Consider the following 17,108-nt stretch of genomic DNA (forward strand, 5'->3'; position numbering starts at 1 on the left):
GCCAGGACGGCACGGAGCCGAAGGGCTCTGCGCAACCAGCGCCATTGAGGCCTCAGAACGATGCCCGCGCCGTCGATACTCAGCCCCCGCGACGAGGCCCTGGCCGATCCGCGCAGCCTGCTCTCCTCGATCGGCGAAGTGGCCTATAGCTGGGACATCGCCAGCGACGCGCTGAAATGGGGCCCCAATGCGCAGGACGTGCTCGGAGCGCTCTCCGAGACGGTGATGGGCCGCGGCCTCGCCTTCGCCGGCCTGGTCGAGCCCGGCAGCGGCCGCAGCCGCTATGACGCGATCTTCTCCTCCGGCGGTCACGACGATGGCGAGGGCGTGGTCTATCGCACCCGCTATGCCGCGGCCTTCCCCAACCGCACCATGTGGATCGAGGACGCCGGGCGCTGGTTCGCCGGCATCGACGGCCGTCCGGCCAGCGCCCGCGGCGTGCTGCGGCTCGAGCGCGCGGTCAGGCCCGAGGAGCTCGGCCAGCCGAGCCGCGACAATTGCGACCGCTCGGCGCTGATCGAGCGCGTCGAGGCGGCGCTGGGCGAGCATCTTCCGGCCGAGCGCCCCGTCGTCCTGCTGGTCGCGGCGATCGACGAGCTCGCCCGGCTCAACGACGATTTCGGCCATGAGGCCACCGACGAGATCATCGCCGTCGTGCAGGAGCGGCTGCGCTCGGTGCTGCGCCGGCGCGACCATCTCGTGCGCTATTCCAGCAACCGCTTCGCCATCCTGCTGAGCGGCTGCCCCGCGAACCAGGTCGAGCCCGCCGCCCGGCGCTTCATCAAGGCCGTCGCGCAATCGGCCATCGAGACGGCGCGCGGCATCGCGCTCACGCGCCTGCGCGTCGGCGCCGCGATCGCGCCCGACCTTTCGCGCCACGCCGGCATCCTGGTCGCCGCGGCCGAGAACGCCCTCACCTTCGCCCGCTCCGGCGCGGTCGATTCGGCGGTGATCGCCAAGCAGCGCACGGCCCGCGAGCCGGGTATCGAGGCGCCCGGCTTCGACATCCAGGCGGTCGCGGCCCTGAACGAGCGCCGCGTCACGCTGGCGCTGCAGCCGATCGTGCGGGCGAAGTCGCGCGAGGTCGCCTTTCACGAATCATTGCTGCGGGTCGGCCGCGGCGAGAGCGGGCTCCATTTCGCCCCGGCTGAACTGATCCCGCTGCTTGAGCGGCGCGGACTGGTGCGCCTGTTCGACCATCGCGTGCTCGAGCTGGCCGTCGATATGCTGGCGAAGGACGCCGCCATGACGCTGTCGATCAACGTCTCGCCGCGCTCGCTGAACGATCCGGAATGGCTCGACGCCTTCCTGGCGGCGACGAACGGCGCCAGAAGCGTCGCCGAGCGCCTGATCGTCGAGGTCACGGAGACGGCGACGATCGAGGACCCGCCGCGCATGGCCCGCCTGCTCGGGCGGATCAAGGACCAGGGGGCGCGCATCGCCATCGACGATTTCGGCGCCGGCCACACCTCGCTCCGGCACCTGCGCGCCTTCCCGATCGACATCCTCAAGCTCGACGGCGCCTTCACCCAGAACCTGCGCCGCTCGACCGACGACCGCTTCTACGTGCGCACCCTGATCGACCTCGCCCGCCATCTCATGGTCGACACTGTCGCCGAATGGGTCGACGACGACCTCCAGGCGAACATGCTGACCGACTGGGGCGTGACCTATCTGCAGGGCCACCTCGTCGGCAAGGCCGAGCTGTGGCAGCCGGAAGCGGCAGGGTCGCTGCGTGCGGCGGGGTGAAGCTGCAATAAGCATATTTGTGATTTTATCTTATCTGGTAGAATGATCATGGAGGTGCCCGATGGCGACCATGACCATTTCCCTGCCCGTGGCGATGAAGGATTGGGTCGAAGCCCAGATCGCGCAGGGTGAATTCGCGAGCACGAGTGACTACGTCCGCGACCTCATCCGGCGCGACCGCGAGCGCCGTTCCAAATCGGAGCTGACGCTGGACGACCTCCGCCGGATCGTCGATGAATCCCGCAAGAGCGGTATTGGCAACCGGCCGCTCAACGAGATTCTCGCCGAGGGCGACCAGATCGCCAAGGCTCGCGGCATCTTCCGTGAGTAGCTTCAGCACGACAGCGCGAGCGGACGACGACCTTCTCGACATCTACCTCTTCGGCATCGAACGGTTCGGCCGCTTGCAAGCAGCGCGCTATCTAGCCGACATGCACCACGTCTTCACCCTGCTCGGCGAGAACCCGCGCATGGGCCGCGAAGCCGACAGGATCGCGCCCGGCGTGAGGCGGCACGAGCATGGCGCGCACGTCATCTTTTATGAAGAAGCCGGTTCGGGCGCCCTGATACTTGCCATCGTGCACAAGGCCGGCGTGGAGCGCCTCGAGCTATAGGCAACGCCGAACCGCAACTGAAGATGCCCGGGCCAGGCCCGGGCATGAGATTATCGGCTCACTTCGCCTTGGCGAGCTTGTCCAGCCGGTCGCGCATTTCCGAAAGCTCGCGCTTGAGGTCGCCGAGCTCGTCGCCCTTGGCCGCCGCCGGAGCCGCTTCCGACTCGGCCTTCGCCTTGGCGGCAGCCGCTGCGGCGAAGGGGTTGAACAGCCGGAAGGCCTCGGTGAAGATCGCCATGTTGGCGCGCGTCTGCGCCTGGATCGCATCCAGCGCCCCGCCGCCGAAGGCGCCGCCCGGGAAGGCCTTGCCCATCTGCTCGCGGAACTGCCCCTGGTCCTTCGTCAGATTGTCCATCGAGAATTCGAGGTAGCGCGGCACCAGCGCCTGCATGCTGTCGCCATAGAAGCGGATCAGTTGGCGCAGGAAGGTGATCGGCAGCAGGTTCTGCCCGTCCTTGCTCTCCTCGTCGAAGATGATCTGGGCCAGCACGGAGCGCGTGATGTCCTCGCCCGTCTTTGCGTCATAGACGACGAAATCCTCGCCGCCACGCACCAAGCCGGCAAGATCCTCCAACGTGACGTAGGAGCTTGTCCCGGTGTGGTAGAGCCTGCGATTGGCATATTTCTTGATGACGGTCGGTTCTTTTTCGCTGGCCATCATGTCCCACATTTGTTGGTTCGCGCCTGACCTTGAGACCGGACGGAACGATCCTCCCGCGGAGACGATAGCCTGTCAGCAGCTTGCTGCAAGTTTTTTAAATAACAGCATAAAGTCGAGTCTGAACCGACGCTGAACATGGCCGCCACCCCCGGCGCGCGCCGCCTGGACGCTTTGCCGCCCCCCGTGCCCTTTCGACAGCTTGACGCGGCGGCGGCGGGCTTCGAAGGTGCGGACAGAAACCCGGTCGATCCGCAGGACCGACGAGACAACAGCGAGGAATCCTCCCATGGCCGAGACTGACATCGTGATCGTCGGCGCCGCGCGCACCGCGGTTGGCGCCTTCAACGGCGCCTTCGCCAACACCCCGGCCCATGACCTCGGCACCGCCGCCATCAAGGAGGCGCTCAGCCGCGCCAAGGTCGAGGGCGCCGAGGTCGACGAGGTCATCCTCGGCCAGATCCTGACCGCCGGCCAGGGCCAGAACCCGGCCCGCCAGGCCGCGATCAACGCCGGCATCCCGCAGGAGGCGACCGCCTGGGGCCTCAACCAGCTCTGCGGCTCCGGCCTGCGCACCGTCGCCATCGGCATGCAGCAGATCGTCAATGGCGATGCTGACATCATCGTCGCCGGCGGCCAGGAATCGATGTCGATGGCGCAGCACGCCGCGCACCTGCGCAACGGCACCAAGATGGGCGACACCAAGTTCATCGACACGATGATCAAGGACGGGCTCTGGGACGCCTTCCACGGCTACCACATGGGCACCACCGCCGAGAACGTCGCGACCAAGTGGCAGATCAGCCGCGAGGAGCAGGACCGCTTCGCCGTCGGCTCGCAGAACAAGGCCGAAGCCGCGCAGAAGGCCGGCAAGTTCAAGGACGAGATCGTCCCCTTCACCATCTCGACCCGCAAGGGCGACATCACCGTCGACGCCGACGAGTATCCGCGCCACGGCGCGACGCTCGAGGCCATGGCCAAGCTGCGCCCCGCCTTCTCGAAGGAGGGCACCGTCACCGCCGGCAACGCGTCCGGCATCAATGACGGCGCCGCCGCGCTCGTGCTGATGACCGCCAAGGAAGCCGCCAAGCGCGGCCTGACCCCGCTCGCCCGCATCGCCTCCTGGGCGACGGCCGGTGTCGATCCGGCGATCATGGGCTCGGGCCCGATCCCGGCGACGCGCAAGGCGCTGGAGAAGGCCGGCTGGAAGATCGCCGACCTCGACCTCGTCGAGGCCAACGAGGCCTTCGCCGCGCAGGCGCTCGCCGTGAACAAGGACCTCGGCTGGAACCCCGACATCGTCAACGTCAATGGCGGCGCGATCGCGATCGGCCACCCGATCGGCGCGTCGGGCGCCCGCGTGCTGGTGACGCTGCTGCACGAGATGGCCAAGCGCGACGCCAAGAAGGGCCTCGCCACGCTCTGCATCGGCGGCGGCATGGGCGTCGCCATGACCCTGGAGCGCTGAGCGCAAAACGCCATGCCGAAGCAGAATACCCTCTACCGCTACCTGACCGGGCCCGATGACGCCGCCTTCTGTCATCGGGTCTCGGAGGCCTTGAGCAAGGGCTGGGTGCTCTACGGGCACCCGACCCTGACCTATGACGAGAAGACCGGCCGGGTGATCTGCGGCCAGGCTGTCATCAAGGATGTGGAGGTGACCTACTCGCCCGACCTGAAACTGTCAGAACAATAGTCCAGAAAAAAGCAACACGAGGGGAGACGACGACATGACCAAGGTCGCTTTGGTGACGGGGGGAACGCGCGGCATCGGCGCGGCGATCTGCAAGGCCCTTCAGGAGGCCGGCTACAAAGTCGCGGCGAGCTATGCCGGCAATGACGAGGCGGCTGCCAAGTTCAAGGCCGAGACCGGCATCCCGGTCTATAAATGGGACGTCGGCGACTTTGACGCCTGCGCCGCCGGCATCGCGCAGGTCGAGGCCGAGAACGGCCCGGTCGAGATCCTGGTCAACAATGCCGGCATCACCAAGGATGGCTTCTTCCACAAGATGAGCAAGGATCAGTGGTCCGCCGTCATCCGCACCAACCTCGATTCGCTCTTCAATATGACCCGCCCGGTGATCGAGGGCATGCGCGCCCGCTCCTTCGGCCGCATCATCGTGATCTCCTCGATCAACGGCCAGAAGGGCCAGATGGGCCAGGTCAACTACTCCGCCGCCAAGGCCGGCGATATCGGCTTCGTCAAGGCGCTGGCCCAGGAGAACGCCAACAAGGGCATCACCGTCAACGCGATCACGCCCGGTTATATCGGCACCGACATGGTCGCGGCCATGCCCGAGGAGGCGCTGAAGCGCGTCGTCGCCGGCATCCCGATGGGCCGGCTCGGCAAGCCCGAGGAAATCGCCCAGATGGTCGTCTTCCTCGCCTCCGACAACGGCGCCTTCGCCACCGGCGCGACGTTCACGGTGAATGGCGGCCAATACATGGCGTGAGTTGCGACGCGGCTGCCGGCGGAAGCGTCCGCAGCCGCGTGCAAGGTCGGCTTAGGGTAGAAAGCCGACATTGGATGGGCGATCCGGACTAAATCGAATGTCCGAATTGTTTTCTCACCCGCCCCGTGCTTAAGAGCCGGCAACGTGCTCCCGTCTGGGTGCAGGCACTATTCGCCCCGGAGGACGGTTTGGACCAACTTGCTCTTGCTGCCGGCGTGCTGGGCGCGATGGTCGCGCTCGGGCTCGTGGTGTTCTTCTTCTGCCGGCAACTGATGGTACTGACGGGACCGATCGACACGGTAGGCAGCGCGCTTGGCGTCGTCGCCAATTGGCTGGTTCTGCTCTGCTGCCTGTTGAGCGCCGGCAACGCCATCGTGCGCTACACGCTGACGCCCATCCGGAACGTCCTGGCCGACCAGAGCCTGACCTCGTTTCACCCGCTGCTGGCCTGGCTGATGCCGGCGATCGAGGCCTACGGCCTCTACGCCAACGCCTTCCTGGAAGGCCAATGGTACATGTTCGCCGGCATGGTCCTGTTCGGCGCGGCCTATACGCTGCGGGTCAACGAGCATGTCCGCGTCGACCTGCTCTATGGCATGTACACTGACCGCACCCGCCACTGGGTCGACTTCCTCGGCGGCATCGTCTTCCTGATGCCGATGTGCATCATCCTGATCTACTTCACCTGGCCCTGGTTCGTTCAGGCCTGGGTGCTGGGAGAGCGCTCGACCAATGCCGGCGGCCTGATCCGCTGGCCGGTCTACCTGCTCCTGCCGATCGGCTTCGGCCTCGTGGGGCTGCAGGGCTTCTCCGAGATCATCAAGCGCGCGGCCGCGATCCGTGGCTTCCATCAACACGAATACGCTTACGAAAAGCCGCTGCAATGATGGACAGTTTCCGCGACAATCTCAGCCCGCTGATGTTCGGCGGGCTGGTCGTCTTCCTGCTGATCGGTTACCCCGCCGCCTTCTCGCTGGCGGCCGTCGGGCTGTTCTTCGGCTTCATCGCCATCGAGATGGGCGTCATCGCGCCGAACTATCTCGGCAACCTGACCTTCCAGCTGTTCTCGATCGTCTCGAACGACCTCCTGCTCGCGATCCCGTTCTTCACCTTCATGGGCGCGATCCTGGAGCGCTGCGGGCTGGCGGAGGACCTGCTGGATTCGATCGGCCAGCTCTTCGGCCCGATCCGCGGCGGCCTGTCCTATGCGGTGATCTTCGTCGGCGCCATCCTCGGCGCCATCACCGGCACGGTCGCGGCCTCGGTCATCGCCATGGGCGTGATCTCGCTGCCGGTGATGATGCGCTACAACTACGACATGCGGCACGCCACGGGCGTGATCGCGGCGTCGGGCACCATCACCCAGCTCATCCCGCCCTCGCTCGTCCTGATCGTCCTCGCCGACGTCATGGGCAAGTCGGTCGGCGACATGTACATGGGCGCGATCGGCCCCTCGATCGTCCAGATCGCGCTGTTCTGCGGCTGGGTCGCGCTGCTCAGCTTCATCCGCCCCGAGCAGGTGCCGGCGCTGCCGCTGGAAGCGAGGACGCTCAGGGGCTGGCCGCTGCTCTGGAAGGCGCTGCGCGGCATCGTGCCCTCCGCCGCGCTGATCTTCCTGGTGCTCGGCACGATCTTCATGGGCCTGGCCACGCCGACCGAGGCCGGCGCCATGGGCGCGGTCGGCGCCCTGCTGCTGGCGGCGGTGTATCGCACCCTCTCGTGGAAGCTGTGCTACCAGGGCATGGCCTCGACCATGCGCCTGACGGCGATGGTGACCTTCATCCTGATCGGCGCGCGCGTCTTCAGCCTCGTCTTCCAGGGCGTCGGCGGCGGCCACTGGATCGAGGGCATGCTGGCGAACATGCCGGGCGGGCAGGTCGGCTTCCTGACCTTCACCATGATCTTCGTCTTCTTCGTCGCCTTCTTCCTCGACTTCTTCGAGATCGCCTTCATCATCATCCCGCTGCTGGCGCCGGTCGCGACCAAGCTCGGCATCGACCTGATCTGGTTTGGCCTGCTGATCTGCGCCAACATCCAGACGGCCTTCATGCATCCGCCCTTCGGCTTCGCGCTGTTCTACCTGCGTGGCATCGCGCCAAAGGAGATCAAGACCTCCGACATCTACATGGGCTCGATCCCCTGGATCGTGCTGCAGCTGATGCTGGTGGCGCTGATGATCATCTTCCCGCAGATCGTGACCTATTTCCTCGATACGCCTGTTACGATGGACCCATCCAAGGTCAACGACATCCTGAACAACATCCCGGATTTCAGCGGCGGGCTCGGCCTGCCGCCCGTGCCGGGCCAACAATAACGAGCGGGAGCTCGGGGCTGGCCACGACGGCCGGCAAGTTGCGAGCGGCGTGCGATTGCGAGCGGGGTGGGTTTGCGCGAACCGGCCAAGCGGCCGGGCGTGCACCGCAATACCATTGTCAACGCTGACCGCTTCCCCATGACCTCCCGCACCGCCACCCTCATCGGCTTCTGCGCCATCCTGCTCTGGTCGACGCTCGCGCTCTTCACCGCGATGTCGGGCCGGGTGCCGCCGTTCCAGCTGGTCGGCATGACCTTCGTCATCGGCGGGCTGCTGATCCTGGCGATCACCGCCGCGCGCGGCGAACTCCGCCGCATCAGGCCGACGCTGGGCTCCTTCGCGCTCGGGCTCTACGGGCCGTTCGGCGACACGGCGCTCTACTACGCCGCGGTCAAGACCGCGCCGCCGGCCGAGGCCAACCTGATCCACTATCTCTGGCCGCTGCTGATCGTCCTCTTCGCCGCGCTGCTGCCCGGCGGCGGCCTGAAGCTGCGCCATCTCACCGGCGCGCTGATCGGCCTCGCCGCCACCGCCCTGCTGATCTCAGGCAGCCTCGGCGCGGCCGGCGGCGGGATATCGCTCGGCCATGTGCTGGCCGCGCTCGGCGCCTTCGTCTGGGCGAGCTATTCGGTGGCGTCGCGCCGCTTCGCCGAGGTTCCCTCCGAGAGCCTGAGCGTCACCATGCTCGGCTGCGCCATCGCAGCCTTCGCCTGCCATCTCGCCTTCGAGACGACGCAATGGTCTCTGACAGCAGTCGAGTGGGCCGGAGCGCTGGGCCTGGGGCTGGGCTCGATCGGCCTCGCCTTCGTCTGCTGGGATATCGGCATGAAGCGCGGCGACGTCGCCTTCCTGGGCGTCGCGTCCTACGCCGCGCCGGTGCTCTCGACGCTCGTCCTCGTGCTGACGGGCTACGCCGCGGCGAGCTGGCTGCTCGCCGCCTCCTGCATGCTGATCGTGGTCGGGGCGCTGGTGGCGAGCGGCGTGGTGCCGGCGCTCAAATCGCGCCAATCGACATAGGTTGGCTCCCCTTCTTCCCTTCTCCCCCTGCGGGAGAAGGTGGCAGCGCGCAGCGCTGACGGATGAGGGGTCACGCGGCGATGGCCTTGCAACGCCTATGGAAACTTTTCATCGGATAGGTCAGAGCGACCCCTCGTCCGGCGCTTCGCGCCACCTTCTCCCGCAGGGGGAGAAGGAAAGGACCGCCCGTCAATTGCGCCGCAACAGCCGCTCCAGATAGTCCAGCTCCTCCATCGGCCGCGACGGGTCGCCGAGCCTGCGGCGCAGCTCTTCGAGGATGCGCCGCGCCCGCTGGGTCGCGCTCTCGTCGGCTCCCGGCACGCGCACGCGGCCATCGGCGAAGTCGCGCTGGCGCTGCGGCCGGCCGAGCGGGTCCTCGCGGGTGCGCTGCTGCGCCGAGGGGCGTCCGGGCTGCCGGCCGTCAGGCTCGCCATAGGCGTTGTCGGTGCCCTCGCCCTCGCCCGGCTCGCCGCCGGGCTGCATCTGCTGGGCCAGGTTCTGGCCGCCGCGGCGCAGCGCGTCGAGCGCCCGCCCCTGCGAGTCGAGCGCGCCTTCGCCCTGGCCCTGGCCGAGCTGCCCCTCGGCCTCGCGCATCGCGTCCTCGGCCTCGCCGAGCTCGCCCGGCTGCTGCGCGCCCATGCCGCGCATGCGCCGCTGCAGCTCCTCGAGCCGCTCGCGCAGGGCCTGCTGGCGCTGCGACAGGCCCTGGCCCTGACCCTGGCCCTGCTCGGCATTCTGGCCGTCCTCGCCTTCGCCCTCCTCGCCATCCTGCCCGGGCTGCTGCTGTCCCGGCTGCTGCTGACCCCGCTGGCCGCGTTGGCCCTGCTGCCCCTGCTGGCGCTGGCCGGGACGGGCCTGCTGCTGGCCCGGGCGCTGGCCGCGCTGGGTGCGGTTCTGGCGCTGCTGCTCCTGCTGGTAGGTCTGGTCGCGCAGCTCCTGCTGCTCGCGCGTCAGCTTGTCGAGATCGCCGAGCGCCTGGTTCATCTCGCGCTGGCGCGGGTCCTGCTGGCCGGGGCGCGCCATCTGGAGGTTGTTGAGCAGGTTGTTGAGCTCCTCCATCAGGCGCTGCGCCTCGGCCATGTCGCCGCGCTTCGAGAGCTCCTCGATGCGGTTCAGCATGTTCTGCAGGTCGCGCGGCGTCACCGTGCGGAAATTCTCCGGCAGCTGCGCCTGGTTCTGCTGGGTGTTCTGCTGCTGGCGCTGCATCTGCTGGGCGAATTCGCGCATGAAATTGTCGAGCGCCCGGCGCATGTCCTCGGTGAGCTTGCGGATCTCCTCCTCGGAGGCGCCGCGCTCCAGCGCCTGCTGCAGGCGCTCCTGCGCCGCGCGCAGCTGGCGCTCGGCGTCGGAAAGGTCGCCATCCTCGAGCTGCAGCGCCAGCGTCCACATCTGGTCGGCGACTTCGCGCAGCTGGTCGTCGGTGTTGGCGCGGCGCAGGCCCTCGGTGATCATGCGCATGCCGAGATAGACGCCCGCCTCCTTCATGAAGCGGTTGGGCTCGATCATCAGCGCGTCCATGGCGAGCTGGACCAGCTTGCGCGTGTCGACGTCCATGACGAGCTTGCGCCGCTGCTCGACCAGCGCCTTGGCCAGCGGCTTGGTGAAGGTGCGCTGCGGCAGCGTGACCTCCGTCGCCTCGCTGCGGCCCTCCTGCCCGGCCTCGTCGCGCGCCAGCAGGGTCATCTTGACCTTGGCGCCGGCCCAAGGGTGGGCCGAGAAATCGACCGTGCTCTTCAGGTCCTCCTCGCCCGTGGGCGAGGACGGCACGGTGAGCGACTGCTTCGGCGGCTCGACCAGCGAGCGCCCGGTCGAGGGCGGCCCGGCGCGCGAGACCAGGACCTCGGCGGCGGCGATGCCGTAATCGTCCTTGGCGCGGTAGCTCAGGCTGAGCCCGCCCTGCACGCCGCTGACCGCCTTGGGCGGTTCGACGAAGCTGATCTGCGGCGGCTGGTCGGCGATTGCGGTCAGGTTGAGCGTGGCATGCGGCGCGCCGCTGCCGGTGATCCGGAGCGTGCCGTTGCCGGCGAGCATGTAGCGTTTTTCCAGCACGGCCACGGTGGCGGGCTGGGCCGCCGGCTTGGCGCCGTCCTTCGCCCCATCCTTGGCATCGGGCGGCGGCAACACGTCGAGCCGGCCGGTGGTCGTCACGTCCATGCCGGACTGGCCGGCGATGCGGACGACCACGGTCGACTTCTCCGGCGCGCTGAAATTCGAGCCTTGCAGCCTGGCGAAGTCGATCAGGATCGGCGGCAGGCGGGTATAGGCCGGCGGGTCGATCCAGGCGTCGATGCGGATCGCCGGCGCCGCAGCCGCAGGGCCGCGCCAGTCGAAGGCGGCGGTGAGGCGCGGAATCGCCTCGTGCCCGGCGACGAAGAAGGCGGTGACGGCGGCCAGCAGCGGCACCGCGCGCAAGGCGAAGCGGTCGCGCCCGGCCATCAAGGGCTGCGGCAGCGCGACCTTCAGGCCGGCGATGCGCGCGCTCTGGCGCTCGACATGCAGCTTCCACAGAGCCTGCGAAACCGGGTCGTTCGAGCCGACCGCGAGGCTGTCCTCCAGCGCCGAGGCCGGGCGATGACCGCCCTCCAGCGACTGGTCGAGCCGGTTCAGCGCGTCGCGCCGCGTCGGCAGAGGCGTGATGGCGACATGCCAGAGGCTCGCGGCGAGCGCGCCCAGGAAGACGACGAGGCCGATGGCGCGGACCTGCCAGGGCAGATGCGTCCACAGCCCGAACCAGGACACGGCGAGGAAGGTCAGGACGACCGCAGCCGGCAGCCAGAGCCGGGGCCAGAGGCGCTCCCAGGCCAGCGACGCGCGCGAGGCTGCCGCAAGCCGGGCAAGCCGCTGACGGATGGTCCCGACGGGATCAAGCGCCGTGCGGCGCTGCGCCTCATTCATGCCGTGCTCCGAACCGCCCCCAACACGTGAAACCCTTCAACCAGCGACACGCTAACACGTGAATGTGGCAAGGCCAGTGCCGAAGCGCGTCACCCACAGCGGCTCCGCGTTTCGTGAACTGTCGCCGCCCCGACCGCATCCTCAGCCCTCATCCTGAGGAGCGATCGCAGATCGCGTCTCGAAGGATGCTCCAGAGACCACTGGATCTCTTCGAGACGCCGCTACGCGGCTCCTCAGGATGAGGGCTGTGGTTAGACCAGCCTACGCCAAGGTCCGAATCACGTTCGAATCTAGGCCAACCAGGGCGGTGCACGATCCGTGCCGAGAAGCTCCTCAAAAGTCTGGCGCGGGCGCGTCACCGCGTATTCGGCGCCCTTCACCAGCACCTCGGCGACCAGAAGCCGCTGGTTATAGGTCGAGGACATGCTGGCTCCATAGGCGCCGGCGGTCATGAAGGCGATCAGGTCGTCCGGCCTCAGCTCCGGCAGTTCCCGCCCGGTGGTGAAGGTGTCGCCCGATTCGCAGATCGGCCCGACCACGTCATAGGCAACCTGCTTCGCGTCGGCCGCAGCCTCCGTCACCGGCCAGATCTCGTGATAGGCCTCGTACATCGCCGGCCTGACGAGGTCGTTCATCGCCGCGTCGACCACCAGGAACTGCTTCGACGGGCGCGGGTTGAGGTGCAGCACCTTGGTCATCAGGATGCCGGCATTGCCGACGATCAGCCGCCCCGGCTCGAAGCCGAGCTCGACGTCGAGACCCTTGGTGACGCGCCCGACCATGGCGGCATAGTCCTGGATCAGGCTCGGGCCGTGGTCGAAGCTCTTGGGGATCTCATAGGGAATGCCGAGCCCGCCGCCGAGGTCGAGCCGCTCGACCCGGTGCCCCTCGTCCCGCAGGCTGCCGACCAGCCCGGCCATCTTGGCATAGGCCGCCTCGAAAGCCTCGGTCTCGCGGATCTGGCTGCCGATATGGACGGCGAGCCCCATCATCCGGACGCCGGGCATGTTGGCGGCGCGCGCATAGAGCCGGCTCGCCTCCTCGAAGGAGACGCCGAACTTGTTGGCGGCCGAGCCGGTGGTGATCTTGGCGTGGCCACCGGCGCCGATATCGGGATTGACGCGGAACACCGCCTCCTGACGCCGGCCCAGCTTGGCCGCGACGCGCGAAAGCAGGTCGAGCTCGCCCTCGGTCTCGATATTGACCTGGTAGATGCCGGCCTCGACTGCGAAGGCAAGTTCCTGCTCGCTCTTGCCGACGCCGGAGAAGACGATCTTTTCGGGCGGGAAGCCGGCCGCGAGCGCCTTGCGCACCTCGCCTTCCGAGACCGTGTCGGCGCCGGCGCCGAGCGCGGCCAGCGTCTTCAGCACGCCGAGATTGCCGTTGGCCTTCATCGCGTAGAAGACATGCGGCGGGCGCGACGGGTTGATCGCCCGCATCGCCTCCTCGAACACGCGGTAGTGCCGTTCGATCGTGGCGGAGGAATAGACGTAGACCGGCGTGCCGACCTCGGCCGCGATCCTGCGCAGGTCCACATCTTCGGCGAAGAGCGCGCCGTCGCGGTAGGCGAAATGGTGCATCAGGCCCTCAAGACCTTGGGGATTCGCCAGCGTTAGATCGCTGACGCTCCGCCGAATTCACATCAGGGGATCGAGCACGAAGCTCTTGTTCGGGATCGTGATGGCGCGGTTGGTCTTCGGGGCCTTCGCCAGCGGCGAGGAATCGCTCACCTCCGGCACGCGGTTCTCAACGGCGCCGATCTGGTCGTCCGGCAGGTCGATCGCATTGGGGGCGTTCGGCGGCGGCTCCAGCGGCCCCCTGCGGCCGCAAGCCGTCAACGCGAGGCCAAGCAGGCCGGCAACCAGGATGGCGCGGCCGAATTTCAGGCGGGGATGCAGCACGAACGGGAATCCTCGGACGACACGTGAGCGGCAATGTAGCGAATGACATGCCGCGTTGCGAGACCGCAATGCGGCGGAGCGCCCGGCATTCTCGGGCGCAGCGAAGCGCGATCCCGAGAATCCCTTGCAGGAGATGCCCGGGTCAAGCCCGGGCATGACGGCGGATCGTCACTGCCGCTCCTTCGCGAGCTGCTTCAGCCAGCGCTTGGCCTGGCGCTTCACATTGGCGGGGGCGGTGCCGCCATAGCTGACCCGGCTCTTCACCGACTGCTCGACGCCGAGCACGGCGAAGACGGCGTCCGTGATCTTCGGCTCGACCGCCTGCATCTCGGCGAGCGAGAGCTTCTCCAGCCCGACGCCCTTGGCTGAGGCGATGCCGACCAGCCGGCCGGTGACGTGGTGCGCATCGCGGAACGGCATCTTCAGCACGCGCACCAGCCAGTCGGCGAGATCGGTCGCGATGGCGTAGCCCATGCCCGCCGCCTTCTTCATCACCTTCAGGTCGGGCGCCATGTCGCGCACCATGCCGGCCATGGCGGCGAGGCAGAGCGAGAGCGTCTGCACGGCGTCGAAGGTGCCTTCCTTGTCCTCCTGCATGTCCTTCGAATAGGTCAGCGGCAGGCCCTTCATCATGGTCAGCAGCGCCTGCAGCGCCCCGAAGACGCGGCCCGTCTTGCCGCGCACCAGCTCGGCCGCATCGGGATTGCGCTTCTGCGGCATGATCGAGGAGCCGGTCGAGAACTTGTCGGAGAGCTTGACGAAGCCGAACTGGGGCGTCGCCCAGAGCACGATCTCCTCGGCCAGGCGCGACAGGTGCATGGCGCAGATCGAGGCGGCGGACAGCGTCTCCAGCACGAAATCGCGGTCCGAGACCGAATCGAGCGAGTTCGCCGTCGGCCGGGCGAAGCCGAGCACTTGGGCCGTCATGTGCCGGTCGATCGGGAAGGAGGTGCCGGCGAGCGCGGCGGCCCCGAGCGGGCACTCGTTCAGCCGCTCGCGCGCATCGCGCAGGCGGCTGCGATCGCGCGCCAGCATTTCGACATAGGCCAGCATGTGGTGGCCGAAGGTGACCGGCTGCGCCGATTGCAGATGGGTGAAGCCCGGCATCACCGCGCCGGCATAGGTCTCGGCCTTCTCGGCCAGCGCGAGCTGGAGGTCGGCGACCTGCCCGTCGAGCTGGTCGAGCGTGTCGCGCACCCACAGTCGCATGTCGGTCGCGACCTGGTCGTTGCGCGAGCGCGCCGTGTGCAGGCGGCCGGCGGCGGGGCCGATCAGGTCCTTCAGGCGGCTCTCGACATTCATGTGGATGTCCTCGAGCGCGCGCGAGAACGTGAAGCTGCCGGCCTCGATCTCGCCTTCCACGCTCTTGAGTCCGTCGCGGATCGCGGTCACATCCTCTCGGGTCAGGATGCCGGTCTCGCCCAGCATGGCGGCATGCGCCAGCGAGCCCCGGATATCCTGCCGCCACAAGCGCTGGTCGAAATCGATGGAAGCGTTGATCTCTTCCATGATGGCGTCCGGCCCTGTGGCGAAACGCCCGCCCCACATGCGATTGCTCACGACCGATTTTCCTGTTGTCTGGACGCCGATGACGCCGGTTAAGAAAATATCCGCCGCTTTGGGCCTCGCGCTCGTCGCGGCCGTGGGCGGTGCCGCCGCCTTCTACTCCGGCTGGGGCTTTGCCGGCAATTCCGCATGCGCGGCCGCCGAGCCCATCGCGCAGAAATTGCAGCCGCTCGCCCGTGGCGAGGTCGCGGCGGCGCAGGTCTCGGAGCGGCCCGGCCCTCTGCCGAATCTCGGTTTCGCCGGCCCGGACGGCAAGGCGATGACGCTCGCCGACTTCAAGGGCAAGACGGTGCTGGTCAACCTCTGGGCGACCTGGTGCGCGCCCTGCAAGGCCGAGATGCCGGCCCTCGACAAATTGCAGGCCCAGCTCGGCGGTCCGGATTTCGAGGTCATCGCCGTCAACATCGACACGCGCGACCTCGACAAGCCGAAGCATTGGCTCAAGAGCAAGAAGATCGAGACGCTCGCCTACTACGCCGACCCGGAGGCGAAGATTTTCCAGGACCTCAAGGCGGTCGGCAAGGCCGAGGGCATGCCGACGACGCTGGTGGTCAGCAAGGAAGGCTGCCAGCTCGCCATCCTGCACGGCGCCGCCGACTGGAGCAGCCAGGACGCGCTGGCGTTCATGAGCGCTGCGGCCGGGCGCTGAACACCGATTTCTCTGCCGCGCTGGCAGCGCATGCCGGATACCGCCGTCATTTGGCCGAGCCGCTTCCGTATCATCCGGAATAAGCCGCACAGCGGAACTGTGGGGATGCGGCGGAGGGAAGTTTGCCAATATTATCAGTGACGGCATGAGCTTGGCGGCCGAACGGCCTGCAACGCCTGGGGTTGCCCCGAATTCAGGGATGGTCATAGTCATGACGCTTGGCGCCGTTACAGGGCGATCGATCGATGATTGAACGCGGGTGAATGCGATGAATTTCAATCAGACTGTCTCCAAACTTACCTTGCGGAATATTACTTCGCTTTTGATTGCAATTGTGGCGCTTCTATCCTTCCCGCTGGCCGCCGCCTTCGCCCAGAGCGGCAAGCTCACCATCGCCGGCACCACCGTCTCGCTCGTGCCGATCAAGGACTTCGCGCCGGCGACGGGCTTCGCCGGTTTGAGCAACCCGGCGACGCAGGCCTCCATGCTGGTGACCGAGCTTCCAGCCGTGGCCTATGACCAGATCGCGCCCAAGCTCGCCACTCTCGATGGCGCCAAGCTCGCCTTCGCGCCGCAGCGCGTCGACGTCCAGAAGCTGGAGCAGGCCGAGATCGCCGGCCAGAAGGCGCCGCTGCTCAGCGGCAAGCAGATGGCGGGCGGGACCAATTTCGACAAGTGGATCGTGCTGCTCAAAGGCGCCAGGACGGTGCTGATCACCGTGCAATCGCCGGAGGACGCAAAGCTTGATTCGGCGGCGGTGCGGGCCATGCTCGCCTCGATCACGCTGGGCGGCGAACCGAGCCTGGCCGACAAGCTCAAGGCCCTGCCCTTCGCGATCACGCCGGCCGAGCCCTTCCGCATCATCGACACGATCGCCGGCTCCGGCGTGCTGATGACCGTCGGCCCGCTCGACGCCGACCCCTCCGGCATCCAGCCGATGCTGATCGCCGCCTACCAATTGTCCGGCGCGTCGCTCGGCACGGATCAGCTCGAGGCGACCGCGGAAACGCTGCTGAAGCGGCTGCCGGGCTTCTCCTCGGTGACGATCGCCTCGCGCGACAAGGTCCGGATGGGCGGCAGCGACGGCGTCCTGCTCGCCGGCACCTATTCGGACAAGGGCATCGACAAGCGCTTCGAGCAATACTTAGCCATCGGCAAGGCCGGCCGCTACCTGCAGGTCATCGTCAGCGCCGACGTGGAGAACTTCGACGGCCTGAAGCCGGCCATCAAGGCGATCGTCGACAGCGTCGCCTTCGCCGACAACAAATAGAGCTACGGCCAGCGCGCCGGTT

At 67.7% G+C, this 17,108-nt stretch carries 16 protein-coding genes; 11 read left to right on the forward strand and 5 right to left on the reverse strand.

Going from position 1 to position 17,108, the window contains the following annotated elements; translation table 11 throughout:
• The first annotated feature begins 60 nt into the window (after positions 1–60).
• From DWF00_RS25190 to DWF00_RS25200, 3 genes are all read left to right on the forward strand, one after another.
• Positions 61–1,749, forward strand: a complete 1,689-nt coding sequence (locus tag DWF00_RS25190) for a bifunctional diguanylate cyclase/phosphodiesterase (RefSeq protein WP_114828434.1) — start codon at positions 61–63, stop codon at positions 1,747–1,749.
• 61 nt (positions 1,750–1,810) lie between these two features.
• On the forward strand, positions 1,811–2,080 hold the full coding sequence (locus DWF00_RS25195) for a type II toxin-antitoxin system ParD family antitoxin (protein ID WP_114828433.1): 270 nt from the start codon (positions 1,811–1,813) through the stop codon (positions 2,078–2,080).
• On the forward strand, positions 2,073–2,363 hold the full coding sequence (locus DWF00_RS25200) for a type II toxin-antitoxin system RelE/ParE family toxin (protein ID WP_114828432.1): 291 nt from the start codon (positions 2,073–2,075) through the stop codon (positions 2,361–2,363). The genes DWF00_RS25195 and DWF00_RS25200 overlap by 8 nt, the downstream gene beginning before the upstream one ends.
• Before the next feature lie 58 nt (positions 2,364–2,421).
• Here DWF00_RS25200 and phaR read toward each other — a convergent pair whose 3' ends face one another.
• On the reverse strand, positions 2,422–3,021 hold the full coding sequence (gene phaR / locus DWF00_RS25205; RefSeq protein WP_114828488.1) for a polyhydroxyalkanoate synthesis repressor PhaR: 600 nt from the start codon (positions 3,019–3,021) through the stop codon (positions 2,422–2,424).
• Between the two features lie 289 nt (positions 3,022–3,310).
• Here phaR and DWF00_RS25210 point away from each other — a divergent pair, with 289 nt between their 5' ends.
• The 6 genes from DWF00_RS25210 to yddG all read left to right on the forward strand — a co-directional run bounded on the left by DWF00_RS25210 (position 3,311) and on the right by yddG (position 8,805).
• Positions 3,311–4,489: an acetyl-CoA C-acetyltransferase gene (locus DWF00_RS25210; RefSeq protein WP_114828431.1), complete on the forward strand. Its 1,179-nt coding sequence runs from the start codon at positions 3,311–3,313 to the stop codon at positions 4,487–4,489.
• 12 nt (positions 4,490–4,501) lie between these two features.
• The gene (locus DWF00_RS25215; RefSeq protein ID WP_114828430.1) at positions 4,502–4,717 is read left to right on the forward strand and encodes a DUF1737 domain-containing protein; all 216 of its coding nucleotides are present in this window, start codon (positions 4,502–4,504) and stop codon (positions 4,715–4,717) included.
• Positions 4,718–4,751: 34 nt separating this feature from the next.
• Positions 4,752–5,474 (forward strand): acetoacetyl-CoA reductase, encoded by a 723-nt coding sequence (gene phbB, locus DWF00_RS25220; RefSeq protein WP_114828429.1) that lies wholly within the window; start codon positions 4,752–4,754, stop codon positions 5,472–5,474.
• 272 nt (positions 5,475–5,746) lie between these two features.
• Complete coding sequence (locus DWF00_RS25225; protein ID WP_114828487.1) at positions 5,747–6,361, forward strand: TRAP transporter small permease subunit; 615 nt, start codon at positions 5,747–5,749, stop codon at positions 6,359–6,361.
• Positions 6,358–7,788: a TRAP transporter large permease gene (locus tag DWF00_RS25230; RefSeq protein ID WP_425453179.1), complete on the forward strand. Its 1,431-nt coding sequence runs from the start codon at positions 6,358–6,360 to the stop codon at positions 7,786–7,788. The genes DWF00_RS25225 and DWF00_RS25230 overlap by 4 nt, the downstream gene beginning before the upstream one ends.
• Before the next feature lie 138 nt (positions 7,789–7,926).
• Positions 7,927–8,805: an aromatic amino acid exporter YddG gene (gene yddG, locus DWF00_RS25235; RefSeq protein ID WP_114828486.1), complete on the forward strand. Its 879-nt coding sequence runs from the start codon at positions 7,927–7,929 to the stop codon at positions 8,803–8,805.
• A 189-nt stretch (positions 8,806–8,994) separates the two neighbouring features.
• On the opposite strand, the gene DWF00_RS25240 is transcribed toward yddG, so the two are convergent.
• From DWF00_RS25240 to argH, 4 genes are all read right to left on the reverse strand, one after another.
• Positions 8,995–11,700, reverse strand: a complete 2,706-nt coding sequence (locus DWF00_RS25240; protein WP_114828427.1) for a TIGR02302 family protein — start codon at positions 11,698–11,700, stop codon at positions 8,995–8,997.
• Positions 11,701–11,990: 290 nt separating this feature from the next.
• Positions 11,991–13,280, reverse strand: coding sequence for a diaminopimelate decarboxylase (lysA, locus tag DWF00_RS25245; protein ID WP_114828426.1), 1,290 nt, complete (start codon positions 13,278–13,280; stop codon positions 11,991–11,993).
• Between the two features lie 57 nt (positions 13,281–13,337).
• The gene (gene lptM / locus DWF00_RS25250) at positions 13,338–13,601 is read right to left on the reverse strand and encodes an LPS translocon maturation chaperone LptM (protein WP_114828425.1); all 264 of its coding nucleotides are present in this window, start codon (positions 13,599–13,601) and stop codon (positions 13,338–13,340) included.
• Positions 13,602–13,769: 168 nt separating this feature from the next.
• Positions 13,770–15,161, reverse strand: coding sequence for an argininosuccinate lyase (gene argH, locus DWF00_RS25255; protein ID WP_114828424.1), 1,392 nt, complete (start codon positions 15,159–15,161; stop codon positions 13,770–13,772).
• 28 nt (positions 15,162–15,189) lie between these two features.
• Here argH and tlpA point away from each other — a divergent pair, with 28 nt between their 5' ends.
• Complete coding sequence (tlpA, locus tag DWF00_RS25260; RefSeq protein ID WP_245974300.1) at positions 15,190–15,816, forward strand: thiol:disulfide interchange protein TlpA; 627 nt, start codon at positions 15,190–15,192, stop codon at positions 15,814–15,816.
• Positions 15,817–16,150: 334 nt separating this feature from the next.
• Positions 16,151–17,086 carry a hypothetical protein gene (locus DWF00_RS25265; protein WP_114828422.1) on the forward strand — a complete coding sequence of 312 codons (936 nt, stop codon included), beginning with the start codon at positions 16,151–16,153 and terminating at the stop codon, positions 17,084–17,086.
• The last annotated feature ends 22 nt before the right edge of the window (positions 17,087–17,108 follow it).

The organism is Allobosea caraganae (genome assembly GCF_003351345.1).
GTDB lineage: Bacteria > Pseudomonadota > Alphaproteobacteria > Rhizobiales > Beijerinckiaceae > Allobosea > Allobosea caraganae.

Coding starts and splice junctions, on each gene's coding strand:
- DWF00_RS25240 (WP_114828427.1), bottom strand. CDS start 11,700: ATGAATGAGGCGCAGCGCCGCACGGCGCTTGATCCCGTCGGGACCATC.
- phbB (WP_114828429.1), top strand. CDS start 4,752: ATGACCAAGGTCGCTTTGGTGACGGGGGGAACGCGCGGCATCGGCGCG.
- DWF00_RS25190 (WP_114828434.1), top strand. CDS start 61: ATGCCCGCGCCGTCGATACTCAGCCCCCGCGACGAGGCCCTGGCCGAT.
- lysA (WP_114828426.1), bottom strand. CDS start 13,280: ATGCACCATTTCGCCTACCGCGACGGCGCGCTCTTCGCCGAAGATGTG.
- DWF00_RS25215 (WP_114828430.1), top strand. CDS start 4,502: ATGCCGAAGCAGAATACCCTCTACCGCTACCTGACCGGGCCCGATGAC.
- DWF00_RS25195 (WP_114828433.1), top strand. CDS start 1,811: ATGGCGACCATGACCATTTCCCTGCCCGTGGCGATGAAGGATTGGGTC.
- yddG (WP_114828486.1), top strand. CDS start 7,927: ATGACCTCCCGCACCGCCACCCTCATCGGCTTCTGCGCCATCCTGCTC.
- phaR (WP_114828488.1), bottom strand. CDS start 3,021: ATGGCCAGCGAAAAAGAACCGACCGTCATCAAGAAATATGCCAATCGC.
- tlpA (WP_245974300.1), top strand. CDS start 15,190: ATGACGCCGGTTAAGAAAATATCCGCCGCTTTGGGCCTCGCGCTCGTC.
- DWF00_RS25230 (WP_425453179.1), top strand. CDS start 6,358: ATGATGGACAGTTTCCGCGACAATCTCAGCCCGCTGATGTTCGGCGGG.
- DWF00_RS25210 (WP_114828431.1), top strand. CDS start 3,311: ATGGCCGAGACTGACATCGTGATCGTCGGCGCCGCGCGCACCGCGGTT.
- DWF00_RS25225 (WP_114828487.1), top strand. CDS start 5,747: ATGGTACTGACGGGACCGATCGACACGGTAGGCAGCGCGCTTGGCGTC.